The sequence below is a fragment of the Cupriavidus sp. KK10 genome, from assembly GCF_018223725.1.
Taxonomy (GTDB): Bacteria; Pseudomonadota; Gammaproteobacteria; order Burkholderiales; family Burkholderiaceae; genus Cupriavidus; species Cupriavidus necator.
Genome location: NZ_CP073677.1, coordinates 306,767 through 326,826 on the forward strand (window position 1 = coordinate 306,767; position 20,060 = coordinate 326,826).

Consider the following 20,060-nt stretch of genomic DNA (forward strand, 5'->3'; position numbering starts at 1 on the left):
GGTGCGTGGAGTGACGCGCCTTAGTACGCCCGCGCTTTCAAGACTTCCCCCCCTCCACCGGCCGCGTCGGCAGCCTGACCATCCACACACTCACCCCCACCGCACAAGCCAGCAGCGCCGCCGAAGCAATCGGCCGCGCCCGCAGCAGCCACGCGGTCGTCCCCATCGACGCCCACATCATCGACAACGCCAGGCATTTGGCCCGCAAGGGAATGCTGCGATAGCGCTGCCAGTCGCTGACCAGCGGCCCGAAGCGCGGATGCCCTAGCAGCCACTCATGGAAGCGCTGGGACCCCCGCGCGAAGCATGCCGCGGCCAGCAGCACGAATGGCGTGGTTGGCAGCACCGGCAGGAAGATGCCGATCACCCCCAGCAGCAGGAAAGCCGCACCCAGCACCACCCACATGGCGCGCAGCGCCTGCTGCCGGCGGCTCAGTGTGGCGACGGCGTCTGGAGCGGAATCGGGCGGGGTGGCGGGGCTAGGACCAGGCAATGGATGGAGCAAGGGCCGCAACAGCGGCCCGGTGGTGACTGGGGTTTAGCGCGCGATACCCAGGCGCGCCTTGGCGGCATCGTACTCCGCTTTCATGCGCACGACGATTTCGCCGGCGGTGGGGATGTCGTGGATCTGGCCCACGCCCTGGCCGGCGCCCCACACGTCCTTCCACGCCTTGGCCTTGGAGGCGCCGCTGGAGAAGTCCATCTTGCTCTTGTCGGCCACCGGCAGGTTGTCCGGATCCAGCCCCACGTTGCTGATGCTTTCGCGGATGTAATTGCCGTGCACGCCGGTGAACAGGTTGGTGTAGATGATATCGGCGGCGGCCGAACTGGTGATCGACTGCTTGTACGTCTCTGCCGCGTGGGCCTCCTGCGAGGCGATAAAGCGCGTGCCCACGTAGGCAAAGTCCGCGCCCATGGCCTGCGCGGCCAGCACCGCCTCGCCGGTGGCGATCGAACCCGACAGCGCGATCGGGCCGTCGAAGATCTTGCGCACCTCGCCCACCAGCGCGAACGGCGACAGCATGCCGGCATGGCCGCCGGCGCCGGCCGCCACCAGGATCAGGCCGTCGACGCCGGCCTCGATCGCCTTCTCGGCATGGCGCAGGCTGATCACGTCGTGCAGCACGATGCCGCCGTAGCTGTGCACCGCGTCGATCATTTCCTTGACCGGGGCGCGCAGCGAGGTGATGAAGATTGGCACCTTGTGGTCCACGCACACCTTCACGTCGTGTTCCAGCCGCGCGTTCGAGGTATGCACGATCTGGTTGACCGCGACCGGGCCCACCTGCGCGCCCGGGTTGGCGGCCTTGAAGGTGGCCAGCTCGCCTTCGATCTGGGTGAGCCACTCGTCGAGCAGCTCCGCCGGGCGCGCATTGAGCGCCGGGAATGAGCCGACGATGCCGGCCTTGCACTGCGCCAGCACCAGCTCCGGGTAGCTGACGATGAACATGGGCGAGGCGATGACGGGCAGGGCCAGGTTCTGCAGGGCCTGGGGCAGTTGCTTGGCGGCGGGCATGGTGTCTCCTGAACTACTGGGCGGGCCTCGCGGGCGCCCTAAATGAACGGTCGTTCGATTATAGGGAGTTTCAGCGCGATCACGTTAGAAGCCCCAGTCTATGCCGGTTCGGTCACCTCGTGGAACTATGCTGCCGGAAGGGTCAGTTCCGCCAGCGCGCCGCCGCCGGGGCGGTTGGCCAGCGTGACATCGCCATGATGCAACGTTGCCACCTCGCGTGCAAAGCACAGGCCCAGGCCGGTGCTCTTGTCCGCACCGTGCGGGCGCGGCAGCGAATAGAAGCGCTCGAACACGCGCGGCAGGGCGTAGTCGGGGATGCCCGGGCCCTGGTCGGCGACGGCGATGGCCAGCGCGCCGCCGCGGCGCTCCAGCCGCACCGTGACTTCGCTGTCCGGCGGGGCGAAGTCGATGGCGTTCTCCAGCAGGTTTGCGATGGCCTGGCGCAGCAGGAACGGATCGCCGGCGACCAGGTCCGGGCTGGCGTCGGCGGCCAGCCGCAGCGTCACGCCGCGCTGGCGCGCGCGCGGCTCCAGCTCGCTGCCCAGTTGCGCCAGCAGCGGGGCCAGCCGCACCGGCTCGCGCACTTCCAGGCGCTGGCGCTGCTCCACGTCGGCCAGCGCCAGCAGCTTGCGGATCATGGTTTCAAGCCGTCCGGATTGCGCACGGATATTGGCGACGAAGCGCTGGCGGTCCGCCGCCGGCATCTCTTCCTGCAGCAGCTCGGCGGCACCGCCGATCGCGGCCAGCGGGCTTTTCATCTCATGGGTCAGCGTGTGGATGTAGTGCTCGACATACTGCTTGTCTTCCAGCCGCTCGCGCATGCCCTGCACCGCGCGGCCCAGCTCGGCCAGCTCGCTGCCGCCGCGCAGCGGCATCTCGGCGCGCTCGCCGGCCGCCACCGCGCGCGCGTACCCGCGCAGCCGGCTTAGTCCATGCGCCAGCCACAGCGTGCAGGCCAGCCCGATCACGCAAGCGGCGCCGATCAGCAGGCCGCCGTAGAGCAGGATCTTGCGCTGGCTGCGCTCGATAAAGGGCGCCATCGCCGCATTGGGCTTGGCCACGGTCAGCACCCCGATGATGCGCTCGCCGTCCCCGTCGCGTATTGGCGCGGCCACGTGCATCACGGTGCTGGCCTCGTCGTCGGGGTCGGTGCGCGTGCTGCGCGCGCCGTACTTGCCGCGCAGCGTCAGGTAGACATCGTTCCAGCGCGAATAGTCGCGGCCCACGTCAGTGCCGGTGGAGTCAAAGCGCACGATGCCCCTGGCATCGGTCACGTAGATGCGGTAGCCGATGCTGTCCTTGTGCAGGCCCGACACATCGGCGTCCACCGGCAGGTCGCGCAGCGCCGCCATGTGCCGCGCGAATTCGCCGTCGGCAATGCGGCCGGCCTTCATGTCGTCGGCGGCAAGCGCCGCCAGCACGTGCGCGGTGTCGATCAGCGTGTCTTCCATGGCCTGGCGCACGCCGGGCTTGACCTCCTGCACGAACACGCGCAGCGTCAGCACCGTGGCCAGTCCCACGATCAGGAAGAAGCCGAAGAAGATGCGCAGGCCGATATGCATGGCGTGCGCTCACGGTTCCAGCGAATAGCCCATGCCGCGATGGGTGCGGATGCGATCGGCGCCGTCTGGCGAGGCCTCCCGCAGCTTGGCGCGCAGGGTCTTGATATGGGTGTCGACGGTGCGGTCGCTGGTGTCGAGCGCGTCTTCCCAGACGCCCTCCATCAGCTGCGCTCGCGAATAGATACGGCCCGGATGCGCCACCAGCCAGGCCAGCAGCAGGTACTCGTAGCGGGTCAGCTCCAGCCAGCGGCCGCGGTAGGCCAGGCGAGCGCCGTCCTTATCGTGGGTGAAGCCGGCGACCTCGTCGCCCTTCGCTGTGCTGCCGCCGCGCGCCCGGCGCAGGATGGCGCGCACGCGCGCGGCCAGTTCGCGCGGCGAGAAGGGCTTGACCACATAGTCGTCGGCGCCGATCTCCAGCCCGACGATGCGGTCGATCTCTTCATGGCGCGCGGTCAGGAAGACCACCGGCGCATTGCTGAAGGTGCGCAGCGTGCGGCAGACCTCGAAGCCGCTCAGGTCCGGCAGGCCCACGTCGAGGATCACCAGGTCGGCCGCGCCGGCGCGCATGCGCTCGAGCGCGGCGCCGCCGAGCGTGCAGTGCTCGGCCAGCATGCCGTTGGTGCGCAGGGCATAGAGGATGGTGTCGGCGATGGCCTGCTCGTCTTCCACCACCAGGATCCGCGGTTGTTCCATGCCCGGCATTCTAGCCGGTTAGGCGCTGGCCGCCGTGCGGGCCGGCGGCGCGGGTTCGTCGCCCTGGCGCTTGTGGAAATAGATCTGCTCCGCCGCCCAGCGCAGCGGCGGCGAGTACAGCATCAGGTCAAAGGGCCAGTCGCATTGGAAGCGGTCGAACATCCAGCGCAGCGCACGTTTGGCGCGAAAGCGCGGCGCGCTGGCGGTGGCGACGGCTTCCGGCGCCGGGCCGCCGCGCAGCAGGTGCGCGGCCACGGCCTGGCCGACTGACTCGCCATGGGCAAAGGCATAGTGGATGCCGCCGGCGGTGACCGGCGAGACGATGCCGGCGGCATCCCCCGTCAGGATCACGCCGTCGCGCGCCAGCGGGAAGACCGGGCCGCCGCACGGGATCAGGCCCGCGCGCGTCGCCGCAGGCTGCGCCAGCTGCGGCAGCCCGGCGCGCTCGCGCACATGCGCCAGCAGCCCGTCCAGGTCCGGCGCGCGGCCGTGACGCGGCAGGTAGCGCAGCGCCAGGCCGGCCTGCACGCCGGTGGGGTTCTGCGCGATCCAGCCGATATAGCCGGGCGCGAAGCGCCGGGTGATAAAGCAGTGCAGCGCGCCGGGCTCGGGCAGCGCCAGTCCCGGGAACTCGTATTCCACGCCATACAGGAAGCTGTGCACGCGCCCCAGCCCGGCACACTGTGCCACGCGCGACTTCGCGCCGTCCGCTCCCACCAGATAGCGCGTATTGCCCACGCCGGTCACATGCCATCCGCCGTGGCGCGGCACTGCGCCCACAAACGCCTGGCCCAGGCGCAGTTCGACCCGGTGGCACACCAGTTCGGCGGCCAGCCAGCGCATCAACCGCGGCGTATCCGTAGTGTGGAAGTAATAGCCCGGCGCGCTCAGGTCGATGCTGCGCAGCTTGGGCGAGTACAGCCGCACCTGCTCCACCCGGTGCACGCAGTCGGCCGGCGCGCGGCCCAGCCAGGTTTGCTCGATGGCTTCCTTGACCAGGATGCCGGTGGTGTGGAGCTTGTCGCCCGGATCGGTCTTGCGTTCCAGCACCAGCACGCGCAGGCCCGCGCGTGCCGCGGCCAGGGCGCAGGCTGCGCCGGCAAAGCTGGCGCCGGCGATGACGATGTCGTAGTCGAAAGAGGGCATGGCAGTTCCCGGAGATGGAAGGGCTCCAGTCTGGCCAGCGGGGGTGAGGGGAGTGTGTGGGCAGTGTGAAGTGGCGGGGCGGGGTGAATCACCCAAAAAAACGCCCCGCATACGCGGGGCCATCAATTACCACGAAGATTGATACACACGGCGGGCACCTGCCAATGCCACAACCGCCACCGAAGGATAGTCCGCCAATGTGACGGCCCCGTGGCAGCGGAATGAAGGCAGCGTGACATCACAGCCCGTAGCGCTTGATCTTGTCATAGAGCGTAGCCTTGCCGACTTGCAGCAAGTCCGCCGCCTGGCTGACCGCACCACCGGTGCGCGCCAGTGCATCTGCAATCACGGCGCGCTCGAAGTGCTCCATCCGCTCGCGCAGCGGCGCGGCTTCATCGGGGCCCGCGGCCTGCGCACCTGCCTGCCCGCCCTCCGGCACGCCCAGCACCATCCGATCCGCGGCATTGCGCAGCTCGCGCACATTGCCAGGCCAGGGCCGCTGGGCCAGTGCCTGGCGTTGCGCCTCGGACAGGATCGGCGCCGGCCGCTGGTAGCGCACCGCAGACACCAGCGAGAAATGCTCGAACAGCGGCACGATGTCCTCGCGCCGTTCGCGCAACGGCGGCAGCGCAATGGTGACCACGTTCAGCCGGTAGTACAGGTCCTCACGGAAGCTGCCCTGCGCCACCAGCGCATCCATGTCGCCCTTGGCCGCGGCGACGATGCGCACATCGATCTTCACCGAGGCATTGGACCCCAGCCGCTCCAGCGAGCCTTCCTGCAGCACCCGCAGCAGCTTGACCTGCAGCGCCAGTGGCATGCTCTCGATCTCGTCGAGGAAGAGCGTGCCGCCCGAGGCATGTTCGAGCTTGCCGATGCGGCGCTTGCCGGCGCCGGTGAAGGCGCCGGCCTCGTGGCCGAACATCTCGCTCTCGAAGATGGCCTCGGGCACCGCGCCGCAATTCAGCGCGATAAACGGGCCTTCGGCACGGCCGGACAGCGCATGCAGGCTGCGCGCCACCAGTTCCTTGCCGGTACCGGTCTCGCCGTTGATCATCACCGGCACGTCGGTGGGCGCGACATTGGCCACCAGCGCGCGCACCTGCCCGATCGCGGGCGAGCGGCCGATGATACGCGTGCCCGCCGCAGGGCCGGCCAGTTCGCGGCGCAGCGCCTGGTTTTCCAGTTCCAGCGCGCGGCGTTCCAGCGCGCGGCGCACGGTGTCGGTGAGGCGGTCGGCACCGAAGGGTTTTTCGATAAAGTCGTAGGCGCCTTCGCGCATGGCCTGCACGGCCATGGTGATGTCGCCATGGCCGGTCACCAGGATCACCGGCACGCCCGGCGCGGCGTTGCGGCAGTGCTGCAGCAGGTCCAGGCCGCTGGCGCCGGGCAGGCGCACGTCGGTCACCACCACGCCGGCAAAGGCGCCGTGCAGGTGCGGGATCGCGGCCTCGGCGGAGGGCAGCGCCAGCACCGCGAAGCCGGCCAGCTCCAGGCTCTGCGCGGTGGCCTGACGCACCAGCGGCTCGTCTTCGACAAACAGGACACGCAGACCGTCTTGCATGGACAGTTTCCTTCAATAAAATCAATGACTTAGCCTACTTTTTGGGGCAATTCGGGGCGCGGCTATAATCGCCCCGGTGATAGACCCATGCAGACTTTCTTTTTTGGGGAAGTATGAGCGCCAGATCACACAGTTGTGCACCCCTCTTGCCGGGCAACCCTCCCAAGGGTCTGGCAAGCGAGGTTTAGCGCCCCGGCACCGCTCGGGGCGTTTTTTTTGAGCGCTCAGAACGCCGCACAATGGACGGGGTGCCGGTCGCTATTCTGCCAGTCAACATGAGGCGTGCGGCGAATGTAGCGCGCGCTGGCGTGAGGCAGCCAGCAACCGATCGGTGATCTAATCCACCCCCGGCTCCCGGCTGAAGTCGACGCACCACATTAACTTCGGGCGCGACGGGTCAATCTGGCACTCGTAGACCACTCTGTTATGCGGATACTCGACCACTACCGCGACGAGCGCGCGCGAGCATTTCTCGCAGAGGAATTTGTCGGAGATCGTGTAGTCGGGCGGCGGCTCGGGAGGCGGGCAGAAGACGGTGGAGGACATGAATCATACCTGTATATACGTACAGTATAGGCATGTCGGACAGAGCCTGATACCCGCCCGCGGGAAGCGCGCAGAGACTGGGCTCCATAAACTTCAGGAGACAGCCATGCCAGGACAAAACATCCACGTAGTACCCGCCGGTGACGGCTGGGCCGTTGAGATAGAGGGTGGCCACGGCAAAGAGACGTACGACACGCAAGCGGAGGCCATCGCCGCCGGCACCGAGAAGGCCAAGCAGATGAAAGTCGAGTTGTTCATCCACGGCCTCGACGGGCAGATCAGAGAGCGCAACTCCTTCGGCAACGACCCGCGCGACATCCCGGGCTAATGACATGGCCAGCCGGCAGCCGCCGGCGCCGACGCTGGACGACCTGCAGCCGATGCTGCTGACCGAGCGGAAGACCCTCCCGCGCGAGCCCGGCTGGCACTTCGAAATTAAGTACGACGGCTATCGGATGCTGGCAACGACTGGCACGCCGCGACTGAAGTCACGCAACGGGGCCGACGCGACGGCTTGGTTCCCCGAACTGGTCACGACCCTGTCTGCCCTGCCGGCCGGATACATCCTAGACGGCGAGGTCTGCGTGCTAGACGACATTGGCCGGAGCGACTTCGAGCGGCTGCACGCCCGCGCGCGTCGACGAGGCTGGCACAAGGGCGCTGCCCACGTTGCCTACTGCGTGTTCGACCTGCTGGTCGGCAAAGGGAAGGATTTCCGAGGGCAGCCCATTGAGCGGCGCAAAGCCGCTCTGCGGAAGCTATTGGACGAGCCGCCGGCGGGGCTGCTGTATGTGGACAGCGTCGAGGATGGCGCCTGGCTGTACGGCCATGCCCTCACGCTGGGGCTGGAGGGAGTGGTGGGGAAGCGCGCCGGCTCGCTGTATCAGGGTGGCGAGCGCTCGCGCGACTGGATAAAAATCAAGCGGCCCGGCGCCGTACCACACCAACGCTTCACCCGGTAACCGGATGGCCCTTTTCGCCGTTGAAACACACTTAAATGGGCAGCGGTGTAGACATTCCGGCGGATGCCGATTCAGCGACTATCGTTCAGCATGGAAGGCGCGGGGCTGCTGTTTCGCCCCGCGTTTGACGGCCCTTGGGGCACCCCCCCGGACCCCGAGGCCGTTTGACGGCCCTCGGGGCACCCCCCGGACCCCGAGGGCTCTTTTTTTGTCCTTAAGGAGAGGGCAGCCACTGAATGACGCGCGGGCACCCTCTCCGTTTTCCGCCAACTTCTTTTCCGCCAACGTCGAAGCGACGGAGGATTGTCGAGTCATGCGCTGATGCTGAGGCGGACGGTGCGGGTAAAGCGCGCCGGAGCCGGTATGCCGGTCCGACGGGCGCTCGCGCGACCCCAAGCGTCCAGGTGCAGTGCCGCCGAAGCGATTTGATCGTTCATCGTAATTGGCCACATGCTACTCTTAGGCCTCTTCCAAGACATGAGAGATTCAGATGAGGCTAGCGAGTCTGATAATTGCCATCAGCCTTCTTCCGGCCCCCGCTATCGCCGAATGCTGGGTTGCCGGCGGCCTGAAAGGCTACAGCGCGCTTTCTGGAGAGCAGTACGCCATCACTAAAGATGGAATTTCCTCCACCGATTTTCAGGTCAGGGTCGATCCTTCGCGAAGCAGCGTTTCCCCGTCTAATCTCCCCTGCAACTACCTCACGCCAAATTCCATTGTCTGCGGAACCGTTGAGAACGGAAGATCGACTATGGAAGTTTGGGCCGTCGATGCGACGGCAAGAAAAGTTACTTACACGAAAGCAATGTCTGGCTGGGGTCCATTTGATGGTGTTCGCGCATTTGTAGGCGACCTCCGAGGTGTTTGCCGGTAGACATTAGGGATGCGCGCCGGCTCGCTCTATCGGGATGGCGCGAAGCGGTTCGCGCGCTAGTCGAACTCACCCCGAGCCGATAGACTGCCGCTGTTACAACAAAAAGATCGGGGGATCATAAGGTATGAGAAAAACAAAAACGGCGGCGCTTGCGCTCTGTATCGGTATGACGCTGAGCATGCCAGCGTGGGCAGTTTCTACCTTCGGCGACAGATCATGCGGACAGTGGATCGCAGCCCGTACAGAAGGGGGGGTCGCCGGGGTGGCGGCGCTAAATTGGCTCACGGGTTTTGCATCGGGCTATGTCATAGGGCGCGACATTGATCCCTTTAAGGGCGTGGACGTCGATACGATCTTGCTCTATACGGACAACTATTGCAGAGCTAACCCCCTCAACCTAGCCGTAAACGCGATTGTTTACCTCGTCGCCGATCTACAGAAGCGCCGGCAATAGAGCTTCACCAGCCGTAGCTTATTTTTTAAAACTATCGACCCCGGACTCACTAGGAAGTGCCAATGCTCACAACCGCTGAGGAAGAACTGTTGCGCCATCGCATTGCCCACGATACTCACGGATGGCAAGATGAATTGCACAAAGCTTATGGTTCACATAAGGCAGAGTGCGCGCACAAAGGCATGATAGGTAGCGGCTATTTCTCTCAACAAGCCGGCAATCTCACAATTGAAGCCTACCGCAAGCTAAATCGGAATATCGCGCAGAGCCTGTCAACGGCCCTCTCCGAACTCGACTTGGCCGCGACTGAAGAAGATGAGACACGCCTGATAACAATCTCAGGCGGAATTGCGCCAAGCCCTGAGCGGATGCAGGAATTTTTCCTCCAGCAGCACCCGTCCGATGCCTTTGGTGAAAAACCGATGGCTCATATCTCGGAGGCAGTCTACGCAGCCTGCGCAAATGCACGGTCTGAGCTTCATGGAGAAATCCGGTACACGATCGCACGGCACGAACAACTCCTGAAAAGGCGAAAAGAACAACAAGCCATGAGTATCGTTTTTAACGGCGCAGCCAACATCGGCGCCTTACAGACCGGTGCAAGCTCTATTGCACATGTAAGCCAAACGACAAATTCGTCGCCTAGGGTAGCGGAGATGTTGGATGAGTTATTACCGCTCATTAAGGCCACCAGCATCAGCGAAGGCGAAAAGAAGGAGTTTTCTGAAGTGGTTAGCGAGTGCTCCGGCGCGGCCCGTTCAGGGAAAATCAACAAGTCCAAAATTTCGATGCTGCTTGGCGGGCTAAAGGCCGCCGCGGGAGCAGCGAAAGACGGACAAGCACTCTTTGAGGCTACAACGAAAGGCTTTGAACTATTGAGCAATTTCAACGTGTAAGGTTTCGGGGTTGCCCTGCGCTCAGCTCTTGGGCGGGACGATGGCCTTTGATGCTGTGACGCGACCGACGATAGACAGCACGGCGCCGAGGATGCTTGCGGCGTCGTTCGCGTAGCCGCTAGCGTCCGTGATGCCGGCAAGCTGCAAGCCGGTGGAGACGAGCACGATGGCGGCGCCCCAAAAGGTCTTGCTCGCAAGGATTGATTTCGTGTCTTCCATGGCGTGCCTCTCATACGTTCAAGGTGACAAGGAACAAGCGCGTAAACCAGCCGCGCCCGTTGGGGGGAAAGTTGGGGGCGATCATGTATTGGAAGGCGCGCATCATCATGAAGCGTGCGAGCGCTTCCCGTTTCGCGATGATGGCGGCGCCGACAGTCTTCGGGCCGATGACGCCGTCGACAGTCACGCCGAGCGCGCGCTGTAGCAGCCGCTTAGCTGTCAGCTGGCCCTGATTGACCGCGCAGTCGAAGACGAACAGCGACAGCGGCCACGGCATCAGATGGCAAGAGCAAACGCGCCAATAGTCGGCGAGGTAGATTTGCCGCGCGTCGTCCAGGGTAAGGCGGGGAATGTCGAGATGGGGATAGGCACGCTTGCTGATGCCGTATTTCGTTTCGCCGCCGGGGTCGACCTTTGGGTCGGGGTTTGTGTACCCGGCTTCGATGCCGACAACAATGTCGAACGCGCGCGCGAAGTAATAGTCGTCGGTCATGGTGCACCCCGGCAGAGCTTGTACCGCTGCACCACGTCAAGCGTGTACTCCTGCAAGGTCTGGCCGTCAGCCATCTGCGGCAGCGGGTCGCAGTGTCGCGCCGTTGGCGTCGTGCAGCAGCCGGCGAGCAATAAGGCAGCCGCGATAAGGGCTAGCGTCTTCATTTCTTCGGAGGCTGTGGTTGCGGTGCAGGGCGGGAAATCGCGCGATTGATGAGCGCGCGCGCTTGTTCGTTCGTCTCGTCCACGGTCTGCTTTGCAGCTTCCTTGGCGACGGCCTTTGCCACCGCTGGCGATGCCACAGCCGTGCGCTGCTTGCGCTGAATTTCGCTCGTCGTCCTGCCGACTAGGGCAAGTTCGTGCGTCAAGTCTTTGATGCGGTCTGATTGCTCGCTGATGCGCGCCGACTGTTCGGTAATGCGGTCGGTCTGTTCCTTCATGAGCGCATCCACGGCTTGCTGGCGAAGGTTGTACGCATTCGTGAGGTCTGTCACGCGCTCGGTACAGAGTTGCGACATGGACGCCTGTACGCTATGCACGCGCGAGTCTATTCGATTGATTTCGGCGTTGTCTTGCCAGGCGCGCAGCGACCAACCCAGCGCGAAGACAGCGATTAGCACAAGCAAGATGCCGAGCGGGCCATCCATGTGTGACCAAATCCGCCGCGCACGTTCCCGAAAGGCCATCATCGCTACTCCTTTGGAATCCGGTTCACAGCAACGGTGAGGCGCTGCACCTCGCGCTTAAGCTCAGCGACCTGCGCGCGCAGCTCTTCGAGTTCGCGCGTGGTTTCCGTAGCGCGATGCTCGGCAGACTCGCGCAGCTCCCTTTCCTTTACGACCTGTTGCCATGCGGTTTCATAGAGACCTTTCCAGTTCTCGACAGCAGCGGTAAGCGTCTTGAGCGCAGCCTCTTCCGACGACCCTATTTGATGGTCGAGCTTGAGCCGGGTCCACGCCCGGAAGATGAGCGCTGAGCCGACAACGAGCGTGCCGGCGATAGTGCCGAGAACCGCGCCAATGTCTTTGAAAACAAGTTCGCCACCCATTGCGCCCCCTATGCCACGATTGCGAACACAGTGCGCCGCTTGCGACCGGATGAGCCGACCATGTTTGCGGTCATGTTGTCGAGCGTGGCGCCGAGCGTGCCACTAAAGACTTCCGCACCTGATGCGCTCATCGTCGCGCTATCAAGCGTCACGGCAATGGCGCCGGTGATTGGCGGCGTGCCTTCGTCAAAACTCGCGGTGGCGTCTGCAAGCGTGGCGCCGATGGTGCCGTTAAAGGTCTCTGCCGCTGTAAAACTCGCGGTCGCGTTGTCGAGAGACGCGCTTATCGCGCCGCTGTATCCCTCGGGCGCGAAATCGAGATTGACGGAGCTGTGCGCCGGGGGCGTGTAGCTGCCGCCAGTGAAAGCAACGTTGACGGCGTCATGTGCGGGCGGCGTGTATGGCATGGCTTACCCCGGCACAATCTGATCGTAGGTAACGGCGCGGTACGTCGTCGGGTCAAAAGCGATGACGTACACATCGGCCCATACGTTGCCGCAGTTGATTGAGTAGGTGCCATCGCCCGCGCTGGTTGCCTGCCCGATATACTCGCCGGTCAGCTTCGCATAGGCGCGCACAAGCAAGCCGCCCGTTGCCACGCCGCCGACTGTGACGGTGCCTGATACCGTGCGCGCAGATGTGGCCGGCGCCTTGCCGAGCGGTTGCACGCTCGCACTCGGCGGCGCCGCCTCTATAGCGGGAAACATCACGTCTATTCGCTTCCCGACCGATAGCCCGGAAGGGTTGCCCGTATTTGCGCCGACCGTAAACGTCTTCTGCTCACTGAGCGCCCATGACTGATTTCGTACGCTGTCTGCCAGCGTCCAGTTCACGTTGTCGTCGGAATACTCTAAGTTCCACGCCGACCATAGCTCGTTCAGGAAGGACGAATTATCGTTGCGGCCATAGATGGCGTACTCGACAATATCGGCGGCGCTCGATAACTGATAGCCGATGGGACTGCTGTTTAAGTTGCTGCTGATCGCCCGCGTACTGTCATTGCCATCGAAAGCGTTCCCGATAGGGAAACTGCCTTGATAGTTCGAGCCAATAGCTGTGCCACCGGTCGCTAAGTTCGCGCCGCCCGCTGACGACCGGAGAATCAGCGAGGACACCGTGTACACACTGCCCCCGCCGTTCAATTGTGGAACAAAGCGCCAATAGACGTGCGCGGCCATGTTTAGCTCCAGGTATCCGAATATTCGGCGAGCAGTTGCCCGTACTGCCATCCGTTCGAGCCACTGGAATTCGACCGGGTATTGATGGCGATGAAAGACTTGGCCGACATGACGCCAGTACCGCTAACCTGATCGCCATGGCCGCACGGTTGAAAGTGGCAAGGAACCCAAAGCCCTTTGAAGTAGCCGCGCACATAACCGTTATGGGCGATGAACAGAGGGGCGAGCAACAGGCCGCTATCAGGGTAGTTCGGGTAACTGATAGCAGCACCCGAGCCGCCAGCCGCACAGTACCCGCTGCCAGAAGTGGTGGCTACGCCGACCAGAATGGAAGTGAACTTCCCAAAGTTGACGCTACCCGCTACACCAGTCGCGGCGCGCGCGAGGAAGCAACCGGTTTGAACCTGCGTGGTGACGTTGCTAACGCAGATTTCGCCAAGCTTCTCTTGGTAGGCGTTGTTGTCATTCTCAGCCTGCCGGCTGACGATGCAGCAGTTATAAGCGTCGCCGCTCTTGTAGCTGAAAAAGTCGCCAAACTGGAATGCTGTGGAATAGTTCGGAGCCGTCCAGTCCCCGGTATCAATGAACAGATAGAAGCATGAGCCATCAGCCACCATGTACCAGGGGCGAGCTGTTGCGTCTGCGCTTGTGGATTTGCGGCAGACTAGGCCGAACGAAGACTGCGCCGACGTTGGGAACGCATTCGTGCCAGTCGCTACAGCGGTCATCGCTTCGTAGCCGCGCATGCGCGCCTCGCGGGCAGTCGATGGCGCGTTGTCATTCACGTCCAGATAGAACCCGGTGTTGCCACTCGTCGCCATGCGATAGCTAGCCGAGTTCGTACCGCTGAATGCTTTTGTCCAGCCGGCAGCGGTCTTCGACCCGTACCCATTAACGAGCACCGCATCGAGCAGGGCAACCAGTGAGCCGACTTGACCCGTCAGCGAGGGTGCCGACGCATCGGTCGACTTGTAGAGCCGCACTGTCATTTCGGACGCTCCAATAGAAAAAGCCCCGCGTTTGCGGGGCTTCGGGTGCTAGGGATGAGTCGGTTACGGATTGCCGGCGGTAATCGTCGCTGAGGTGACGCTGACCGTGGCGCCGCTCGAAATCGCGGTGGAATTGAGATTGCAGTCGGCGCCGGACGTGCCGACGCTCATGTCTGCAATGACAGTCGAACCGTCCGATTTAAGCAGCCGCGCCCATGTGGCCGTGCCACTGGCGGACGCCGCAGCGCTCGTAATCGAGTTGAGCGTCAGCACGCCGCCAGAGGCCGCCGGGGCGAACGTCGCATTGCATGTCAGCTCAGCCAGTATCGTTGTCTCGGCGCCGCCGGTGGCCGGGCGCGTGCCTGAGTAAATGCGCAGCTTCGCGGAGCCGCCTGTCTGCGTCGTAATCGCGTCCAGCATGGCGTTACGGACAGCCGCAACAAAACCGATGGTCATGATTCCTCCTTATGGCCGCGTGCCGGCGAGCGTGAAGGCAATATCAGCTAGCGTTGCGTCAGCCGGGGCCGGCGCAGTGAGGGTGAGCAAGTCGCCAGCCGCGATGCTTGTCGATGACGTAATAGAAAGCGTGGCGACGGTGCCGCCCGCCGACCACGAAAGGGTGCCGATGCTTGTCCCGTTCTTGGCAAAGGTGAAAGCCGATGAGCCAGTCGCGGCAGCGCCGGACTTAGCTCCGCCTGGAGCACCGGACGGCAACGTCCACGCGCGCGGCGAATAGAATTTCCATACGACCTCACCGTCTGCCGGCGTGCCGCCGATGTACCCGCCAACGTCATAGACGCCGCCGGCAGCGCTTGCTACAGCGCTCGGCTGATAGCTGCGCACGTCGGTATAGCTCGACACTGTGGTCGAGCCTGTGACGATGCTATAGAGCGGGATCGAACCGGCTGGAAAGCCTGTCGTATTGACCGACACGGCGCCGGTGCTCGCGTCGGCGTAGACATAGTTTGTCGTGCTCGCTGTAAGCGTTAGGGTGCCGTTAGCGATGGCGTGTGCGGTGCTGCCGGTCTGATAGTTGCCGCCGTAGTAACCCCACGTCAGGCCGTTGCACGCGCTCGCGTGCCTGCCCCAAAGCATCGCGGGGCTGGCGGCGTCGAACAGCGCATTTACGACGACTTCCTTACTTGCCTGATTCGCCGCGATGGTGTCGAGTAGCGTCGTGCTGTTTGACATTGCATCACCTCACGATAGACGCCGTGGCGGCACGACCAACCACGCCTAAGTCACTGTTCTGGTAAATCGAAAAGCTGATGGTGTTGCCGGAGCTAAACCCATCGGCAGTGATGTTTGCTGCTGTGTACACGTAGGTTTGTGCAGCCGTCACAATGACGGTGCGCTTGACCGTTGAGCCGCTCTTGATCGTGAGCGTGTAGCTTTCCGTTTGCTGGTCGAGCGGCACGTCGGTGCCGTTGCGCCACGATGCATTGACGCGAGCGCGTCGCGTCCAAAAGAGCGAAATGTCGGACGTACTCGCTGCTGAGCCTTTCAGCGCGCGGAACATGACAGGCGCGAGCGGCTGCACGCGCTCATTGACCGGCACTAGCGTTTGTTTCGGGCCGGGTTGCGTGCCGTTGATGTTCGCTAGCCGCGCCTCAAAGTAAAGCGTCGTGCCAAGGTCGCTCGAATTGATGGCGGCGGCTACGATCTTGCTCGGGTCAAGAAGGACGAATCTGTCGCCGTTGCCGTGCGTCGTCATCGCCCATTCAGTACCCGCGACGCCACGCAGGAGGCCGCTTAGCTGGTATGTTTTCGCCGAAGTCAGCGTCGCATTGCGGAAAAAGACAATCTCGTCGCCAATGATGGCGGCGTTCGCGCCAGCGAGGAAGTTCGCATAAGTGACCGACGACAGCGAGCCAGACAGCACGCTAACCGTTACCGTGCTCAGCTCGTCGGGCTGGTTGCCGCCGGTGAAGTTCGGCAGCACGCCTAAAACTGTGCCAATCACCGACGCCTGCGATATCGCGACGAGGTCAGTAAAGCTCAAGCCGTCGCGCGAGATTTCGACAATGCACCCCGGCCACGAATCGGCGTAACCGCAAGCGCCCAGGTACAGGCCCGGCGTGGCGTCTTGATCGCGCAGCGGCGGCACGTCGAGCACAGCGAGCGCTGTAGCGCCGGCGTATGCGATCGGTTGCGGCGTGAAGCCTGCCGGCGGCGCACCGACTGCGGTCGATATGTAGACCGCCGGCAGCTCCGACACTGCGCCCCATTTCAAGACGCCTTGACCGTCATAGCTGACCGAAGTCAGGCGCACGGTGTGGCTGACGCCGTCGCCTTCAAGCGTTACAACGTCGTTCGGCTCGTACTTGAGATAGCCAAGCCGCGTCTGGAAGGTGAATTGCTCGCGCGCAAGCCACGTCGCCCACAGCAGCGATTGCGCTTTCTGCATGGCTTGATCGTCCGTGAGGACAACCGCCAGATTCGCCGCGCTTTCCTTGTTCGAGAGCGTTGTCGTGCGGAATGCCGTTTGCGTGCCGGGGTGGTAGTCCGAATGCGCGCCGATGTACGTCAGCGCGAGCGACTTCGGCAGGTCGATTTCTTGCAGGCGAATGACTTCAATCGGCGTGCTGTTGGTGTCGTCGCCGATAGCAGTCGACGCGCCAAGGTCGGCATACGCGAACGTGCCGACCGCAGCGCCGCCGCGCTTGACGAACTTAAGTTTGCCGTCCGAGTCCGTAACGTCGAAGAAATACGCCGCCATGAGCGCGGCCAAGTTGTCGCGCGGCGTCGCGTTCGTCGTGATGGCGTAGCCGATGACACGGTCAGTCAACTGGGCCACATCGTATTGCGATGGCGAAAGACCAGCCCGCGCGCAGATATCCGCGACGACGGTCGACAGTGGTATCGACGCGTCCGTCGTGGTCGCGTAGCCCAATTGCAGGTAGCTGAAAGATGCGTCCGAGTCCCCCCCGTAGCCGAACAGGATAAAGCCCGGTGATACGACTTGCATCATGCTCGGTGCAAAAGGTAGACCGGTGACACCGTCGGCAAGTTTGGTTATCACGCCGGCCACGGCATCAAAGACGTAAAGCCGACTGCCGCCGTACATGTAGATATGCCGGTCGTCCACAACGTGCCCAGCAGACGAGAAGCCGAGCCGTGTGCTATCCAGTCCAGAGCCGGGCCATGTATTGACCAGCGCGAGAGTATTCGCGTCAAACTGATAGATGCTGCCGCGCGTCGTTTCTGCGCTCACGTCTACGGCGTACAGATACGCCGACGTGACGCCCAACAGAAGCACGCAATACGTCGGAGCTGTCGACGCGACGATTTGCCCAGTCTGCCCGGCGAGCGCAAAACCGTCCGAGTCTGTAGGCATGAGCGAGCATTTGACAATCGGCCAATCGGGGCCGGCAATCGCGCAAGTAGCGTAAAGCCAGACGCCGCTCTTGATGTAGTTGCGCCCGGTGCCGGCGACCCAGCTCGGCAGACCGGCGGCGCCGAGCATGACCGTGCCGTCTGGCTTGTACCAGCCCCATACGCCGTACACGGAGTCAGGGCAGAGCATGCCGGGTTCGTCGGCCCAGCCCCCAGCCTCTGCAACCCAGTTCGGCGCGTTCGTGGGCGTCAGTCTCGCCGTGTAGCTGAATGGATTCGTAAAGCTGCTGCCGTACGGCGTGAGCTGGCCGACGTAGAGGCCTGAGTAGTTCGTCCAGTAGCCGAGGCTCATGAACGTTGCGCCCTGCGGCGTCAGGCCGCTTATCTGGCCCATGTCCTGCCCCGGCGTCTGCGTGTACGTCGACATGGTCGCGCCGGTGTAAGTGGGCGCGACGTTCGTTATGACTTCGAACGAGAATGACGGCAGATAGCTGCCCCACGGTGACAAGTCGAGTTCATTGAAGACCACGTAGGCCAAGCCCCGATGTGCCGGCACGTTGCCGATGCCTAGTGCCGACTCCATCGTCGGGTCAGGCAATTGCGTTTCGTCGCCGTTGTAGACCTTGAAGTTGTCCACCATCTGATTGCTGCCGCTGATGGCTTCGAAGTTCGACGGGTTCGAAATGTCGTAAATCAGTTTGCCGTTAGCCCAGATGCGACGCACGCCAGAAATCGGCCCTTCACATAGGCCGATGGCAAAGCTCATCGTTACTGTGGATTGCTGCGGACCCTTGCCGCCGGCGCCCTTGCCGCCGGAGGTGTGCTGCGACGGCTGGCCCGCCCAAATCAAATTGCCCCCGACACGAAACAGGCCGTACACGCGCGGGATAAATTTCCCGTATGCGCTGTCTTGCAGGCGCAAATCATTGATGCGCGGCGCTGGCGTCTTCGGAGGAAAGACTACGCCGCCGATTGCAGCGCCGATCATAAAGCCGGCTTGAATAGCCATCGGGTTGCCATAGCTGACAACCCCGCCGATGACGGCGCCGACGACGCCTAGCGCGAGCTGCCCGACCTGACCCATTATTCAACCCCAGCGATGTGATAAGCGGCGGCAATCTGCACGCGCCAGCGCTCGTCTATGCGATGCTCGATCACGCGCCTATTGATCGCGAACGCGTGAATAATCGTGTCTTGCCCGGTCACTATTGCGAGGTGGATCGGGCTGTTATTCCAGGCGAACAGCAGCACATCAGCGGGGCCAGCCACCGCGACCGGTATCGGCTGCATCAGCCGATTGCAGTGCTCACGCAGCGAGACCCCATCTGGCCGGCGCTCATAGTTCGTGAAGTCAAAGTCGATCAGGCCGAGCGCGCGCGCTGTTCCCAAGACGAGGCCGACGCAATCACACGCAAGACCTTTAAGGCGGCCTTGATGCTGCCACGGCGTGTGTAGCCATGTGCGAGCCTCGCCGACGAACTGGTCGCGCGTAATCATTTGCTTTGCGGGCGCAGGATCGTGTCGAGGCCGGGTACATACGGCTCGCCGCGAAAGTTGACGACGTTGTTAAAGCGGTTCTTACAGGTGCCGAAAGTGCGGTCGCAACCGGCGCTGATGGTGTAGGTATCCCCCGGCTCGACCGGGAACGGAAACGGCAGGGCGACAGTAACGAAGCCCGGCGCGAACGCCTTTACCTCTGCGCTGTACCCGGCGTTATCGCCGCTGGTGAATGTCACCTTGCCGTATGCGAAGTAACCGATTGAATAGCTGTACGAGAGGAAAAGCTGTTTCGTCGCGTCGCCACTATTGAACGTGTAAGTACCGTCGCCGGCCACGCTGTATTGCTTGCTGCCGGGCGAGCCGGCGACTTGTGTCCATGCCGAGCCTGCCGCGTCCTTTACGCTCAAGTTCGCAACGAAAGCGCCGCCAGTCGGCGGCACGACTTTGATCGTGTACGGCGCCGTCGTGGGAATCGTGCGGCCTGTCGTGTCGGCAAAGTCGACGGTCGGGCCGGTCTGCGTCAGGCTCGGGTCCGCCCAGGTGTAGGCGTCCGTGACCGTGTCGACAGTGCCGCTAGCAGTCAGCGGCCCGAGCGCGACTTTGCAGCGTGAATCGCCGAGTGTTGCGCGACAGCTCGCGCCGTAGAGTTCGCCCGATGGCTGCTGCATCAGTTGCGAGAGCGACCGAATTTCAACGCGATACTGCCCGTTAAGCAGCGTCACCTGCCCCAAGACGCCAGACGCGAGCACGGCCTCGCCCATGCTCAAATCGGCGTAGTTGACGAGCGAAATAGAGACCGTGGCGTAATCCCACACGCCTGCCTCAAGGTCGACTTTCGTTACGGGGCTTAGCTCAAAGATCGCGGAGAGTTCAAGATTGCCGGTCGACAGGTCCGAACTCGTTTCGACTTGCGAATGCGTATAGCCGCCTGTCGACGTGTACGTCAGACCGCTATAGGTCACATCGCGGTCAAGATCGGTAAAGCCGAATACCTGACCATCCCGCCGCGTGACTTTCCACAGCGTGCAAATGGTCTGCACGTCGCCGGCAAGATGCGCGGCGAGCGGGGCAGATATCGAGCGCAT

23 protein-coding genes are annotated in these 20,060 nt (G+C 63.3%); 4 read left to right on the forward strand and 19 right to left on the reverse strand.

The features are described 5' to 3' along the window. Positions 1 to 37: 37 nt before the first annotated feature. From KB879_RS01525 to KB879_RS01555, 7 genes are all read right to left on the reverse strand, one after another. Positions 38 to 406: a YbaN family protein gene (locus tag KB879_RS01525; RefSeq protein WP_013955390.1), complete on the reverse strand. Its 369-nt coding sequence runs from the start codon at positions 404 to 406 to the stop codon at positions 38 to 40. 132 nt (positions 407 to 538) lie between these two features. Continuing rightward, the gene (locus KB879_RS01530; RefSeq protein ID WP_114133818.1) at positions 539 to 1,516 is read right to left on the reverse strand and encodes a nitronate monooxygenase family protein; all 978 of its coding nucleotides are present in this window, start codon (positions 1,514 to 1,516) and stop codon (positions 539 to 541) included. Between the two features lie 125 nt (positions 1,517 to 1,641). Continuing rightward, the gene (gene creC, locus KB879_RS01535) at positions 1,642 to 3,078 is read right to left on the reverse strand and encodes a two-component system sensor histidine kinase CreC (protein WP_013955392.1); all 1,437 of its coding nucleotides are present in this window, start codon (positions 3,076 to 3,078) and stop codon (positions 1,642 to 1,644) included. Between the two features lie 9 nt (positions 3,079 to 3,087). Beyond that, positions 3,088 to 3,780 (reverse strand): two-component system response regulator CreB, encoded by a 693-nt coding sequence (gene creB, locus KB879_RS01540; RefSeq protein ID WP_305852186.1) that lies wholly within the window; start codon positions 3,778 to 3,780, stop codon positions 3,088 to 3,090. A 9-nt stretch (positions 3,781 to 3,789) separates the two neighbouring features. Beyond that, on the reverse strand, positions 3,790 to 4,917 hold the full coding sequence (locus KB879_RS01545; protein WP_211980595.1) for an NAD(P)/FAD-dependent oxidoreductase: 1,128 nt from the start codon (positions 4,915 to 4,917) through the stop codon (positions 3,790 to 3,792). Positions 4,918 to 5,155: 238 nt separating this feature from the next. Then, positions 5,156 to 6,481, reverse strand: a complete 1,326-nt coding sequence (locus KB879_RS01550; protein WP_041227706.1) for a sigma-54 dependent transcriptional regulator — start codon at positions 6,479 to 6,481, stop codon at positions 5,156 to 5,158. Positions 6,482 to 6,817: 336 nt separating this feature from the next. Beyond that, a complete protein-coding gene (locus KB879_RS01555; protein WP_211980596.1) occupies positions 6,818 to 7,027 on the reverse strand; it encodes a hypothetical protein in 210 nt (69 codons plus the stop codon). 106 nt (positions 7,028 to 7,133) lie between these two features. On the opposite strand from KB879_RS01555, the gene KB879_RS01560 reads away from it, so the two are divergent. The 4 genes from KB879_RS01560 (at position 7,134) to KB879_RS01575 (ending at position 10,213) form a co-directional block, all read left to right on the forward strand. Next, a complete protein-coding gene (locus tag KB879_RS01560) occupies positions 7,134 to 7,355 on the forward strand; it encodes a DUF2188 domain-containing protein (RefSeq protein ID WP_211980597.1) in 222 nt (73 codons plus the stop codon). Between the two features lie 4 nt (positions 7,356 to 7,359). Then, entirely contained in the window at positions 7,360 to 7,989 is a 630-nt protein-coding gene (locus tag KB879_RS01565) for a hypothetical protein (RefSeq protein WP_249221234.1), read from the forward strand. Between the two features lie 998 nt (positions 7,990 to 8,987). Beyond that, positions 8,988 to 9,317, forward strand: coding sequence for a hypothetical protein (locus KB879_RS01570; RefSeq protein ID WP_211980598.1), 330 nt, complete (start codon positions 8,988 to 8,990; stop codon positions 9,315 to 9,317). A 62-nt stretch (positions 9,318 to 9,379) separates the two neighbouring features. Beyond that, positions 9,380 to 10,213, forward strand: a complete 834-nt coding sequence (locus KB879_RS01575; protein WP_211980599.1) for a hypothetical protein — start codon at positions 9,380 to 9,382, stop codon at positions 10,211 to 10,213. Between the two features lie 21 nt (positions 10,214 to 10,234). Here the strand turns inward: KB879_RS01575 and KB879_RS01580 are convergent, their stop codons facing one another. From KB879_RS01580 to KB879_RS01635, 12 genes are all read right to left on the reverse strand, one after another. Next, complete coding sequence (locus KB879_RS01580; RefSeq protein ID WP_211980600.1) at positions 10,235 to 10,432, reverse strand: hypothetical protein; 198 nt, start codon at positions 10,430 to 10,432, stop codon at positions 10,235 to 10,237. Positions 10,433 to 10,442: 10 nt separating this feature from the next. Continuing rightward, positions 10,443 to 10,925, reverse strand: coding sequence for a glycoside hydrolase family 108 protein (locus KB879_RS01585; protein WP_211980601.1), 483 nt, complete (start codon positions 10,923 to 10,925; stop codon positions 10,443 to 10,445). Between the two features lie 160 nt (positions 10,926 to 11,085). Then, entirely contained in the window at positions 11,086 to 11,571 is a 486-nt protein-coding gene (locus KB879_RS01590; protein ID WP_211980602.1) for a hypothetical protein, read from the reverse strand. A gap of 44 nt (positions 11,572 to 11,615) precedes the next feature. Further along, entirely contained in the window at positions 11,616 to 11,972 is a 357-nt protein-coding gene (locus KB879_RS01595; protein WP_211980603.1) for a hypothetical protein, read from the reverse strand. 8 nt (positions 11,973 to 11,980) lie between these two features. Further along, positions 11,981 to 12,379, reverse strand: coding sequence for a hypothetical protein (locus tag KB879_RS01600; RefSeq protein ID WP_211980604.1), 399 nt, complete (start codon positions 12,377 to 12,379; stop codon positions 11,981 to 11,983). 3 nt (positions 12,380 to 12,382) lie between these two features. Next, a complete protein-coding gene (locus tag KB879_RS01605; RefSeq protein WP_211980605.1) occupies positions 12,383 to 13,150 on the reverse strand; it encodes a discoidin domain-containing protein in 768 nt (255 codons plus the stop codon). Positions 13,151 to 13,152: 2 nt separating this feature from the next. Continuing rightward, positions 13,153 to 14,139 (reverse strand): hypothetical protein, encoded by a 987-nt coding sequence (locus KB879_RS01610; RefSeq protein ID WP_211980606.1) that lies wholly within the window; start codon positions 14,137 to 14,139, stop codon positions 13,153 to 13,155. Positions 14,140 to 14,202: 63 nt separating this feature from the next. Next, entirely contained in the window at positions 14,203 to 14,595 is a 393-nt protein-coding gene (locus KB879_RS01615) for a hypothetical protein (protein ID WP_211980607.1), read from the reverse strand. Positions 14,596 to 14,604: 9 nt separating this feature from the next. Further along, the gene (locus KB879_RS01620) at positions 14,605 to 15,330 is read right to left on the reverse strand and encodes a hypothetical protein (protein ID WP_211980608.1); all 726 of its coding nucleotides are present in this window, start codon (positions 15,328 to 15,330) and stop codon (positions 14,605 to 14,607) included. 4 nt (positions 15,331 to 15,334) lie between these two features. Continuing rightward, complete coding sequence (locus KB879_RS01625) at positions 15,335 to 18,559, reverse strand: phage tail protein (protein WP_211980609.1); 3,225 nt, start codon at positions 18,557 to 18,559, stop codon at positions 15,335 to 15,337. Further along, the gene (locus tag KB879_RS01630) at positions 18,559 to 18,972 is read right to left on the reverse strand and encodes a peptidase P60 (protein WP_211980610.1); all 414 of its coding nucleotides are present in this window, start codon (positions 18,970 to 18,972) and stop codon (positions 18,559 to 18,561) included. Before KB879_RS01630 ends, KB879_RS01625 begins: the two co-directional genes overlap by 1 nt. Then, positions 18,969 to 20,060 (reverse strand): DUF2163 domain-containing protein, encoded by a 1,092-nt coding sequence (locus tag KB879_RS01635; RefSeq protein ID WP_211980611.1) that lies wholly within the window; start codon positions 20,058 to 20,060, stop codon positions 18,969 to 18,971. The genes KB879_RS01630 and KB879_RS01635 overlap by 4 nt, the downstream gene beginning before the upstream one ends.

Coding starts and splice junctions, on each gene's coding strand:
- KB879_RS01530 (WP_114133818.1), bottom strand. CDS start 1,516: ATGCCCGCCGCCAAGCAACTGCCCCAGGCCCTGCAGAACCTGGCCCTG.
- KB879_RS01630 (WP_211980610.1), bottom strand. CDS start 18,972: ATGATTACGCGCGACCAGTTCGTCGGCGAGGCTCGCACATGGCTACAC.
- creC (WP_013955392.1), bottom strand. CDS start 3,078: ATGCATATCGGCCTGCGCATCTTCTTCGGCTTCTTCCTGATCGTGGGA.
- KB879_RS01525 (WP_013955390.1), bottom strand. CDS start 406: ATGTGGGTGGTGCTGGGTGCGGCTTTCCTGCTGCTGGGGGTGATCGGC.
- KB879_RS01615 (WP_211980607.1), bottom strand. CDS start 14,595: ATGACCATCGGTTTTGTTGCGGCTGTCCGTAACGCCATGCTGGACGCG.
- KB879_RS01555 (WP_211980596.1), bottom strand. CDS start 7,027: ATGTCCTCCACCGTCTTCTGCCCGCCTCCCGAGCCGCCGCCCGACTAC.
- KB879_RS01585 (WP_211980601.1), bottom strand. CDS start 10,925: ATGACCGACGACTATTACTTCGCGCGCGCGTTCGACATTGTTGTCGGC.
- KB879_RS01575 (WP_211980599.1), top strand. CDS start 9,380: ATGCTCACAACCGCTGAGGAAGAACTGTTGCGCCATCGCATTGCCCAC.
- KB879_RS01550 (WP_041227706.1), bottom strand. CDS start 6,481: ATGCAAGACGGTCTGCGTGTCCTGTTTGTCGAAGACGAGCCGCTGGTG.
- KB879_RS01600 (WP_211980604.1), bottom strand. CDS start 12,379: ATGCCATACACGCCGCCCGCACATGACGCCGTCAACGTTGCTTTCACT.
- KB879_RS01570 (WP_211980598.1), top strand. CDS start 8,988: ATGAGAAAAACAAAAACGGCGGCGCTTGCGCTCTGTATCGGTATGACG.
- KB879_RS01595 (WP_211980603.1), bottom strand. CDS start 11,972: ATGGGTGGCGAACTTGTTTTCAAAGACATTGGCGCGGTTCTCGGCACT.
- KB879_RS01560 (WP_211980597.1), top strand. CDS start 7,134: ATGCCAGGACAAAACATCCACGTAGTACCCGCCGGTGACGGCTGGGCC.
- creB (WP_305852186.1), bottom strand. CDS start 3,780: ATGCCGGGCATGGAACAACCGCGGATCCTGGTGGTGGAAGACGAGCAG.
- KB879_RS01610 (WP_211980606.1), bottom strand. CDS start 14,139: ATGACAGTGCGGCTCTACAAGTCGACCGATGCGTCGGCACCCTCGCTG.
- KB879_RS01635 (WP_211980611.1), bottom strand. CDS start 20,060: ATGCGCTCGATATCTGCCCCGCTCGCCGCGCATCTTGCCGGCGACGTG.
- KB879_RS01545 (WP_211980595.1), bottom strand. CDS start 4,917: ATGCCCTCTTTCGACTACGACATCGTCATCGCCGGCGCCAGCTTTGCC.
- KB879_RS01590 (WP_211980602.1), bottom strand. CDS start 11,571: ATGGATGGCCCGCTCGGCATCTTGCTTGTGCTAATCGCTGTCTTCGCG.
- KB879_RS01580 (WP_211980600.1), bottom strand. CDS start 10,432: ATGGAAGACACGAAATCAATCCTTGCGAGCAAGACCTTTTGGGGCGCC.
- KB879_RS01625 (WP_211980609.1), bottom strand. CDS start 18,559: ATGGGTCAGGTCGGGCAGCTCGCGCTAGGCGTCGTCGGCGCCGTCATC.
- KB879_RS01620 (WP_211980608.1), bottom strand. CDS start 15,330: ATGTCAAACAGCACGACGCTACTCGACACCATCGCGGCGAATCAGGCA.
- KB879_RS01565 (WP_249221234.1), top strand. CDS start 7,360: ATGGCCAGCCGGCAGCCGCCGGCGCCGACGCTGGACGACCTGCAGCCG.
- KB879_RS01605 (WP_211980605.1), bottom strand. CDS start 13,150: ATGGCCGCGCACGTCTATTGGCGCTTTGTTCCACAATTGAACGGCGGG.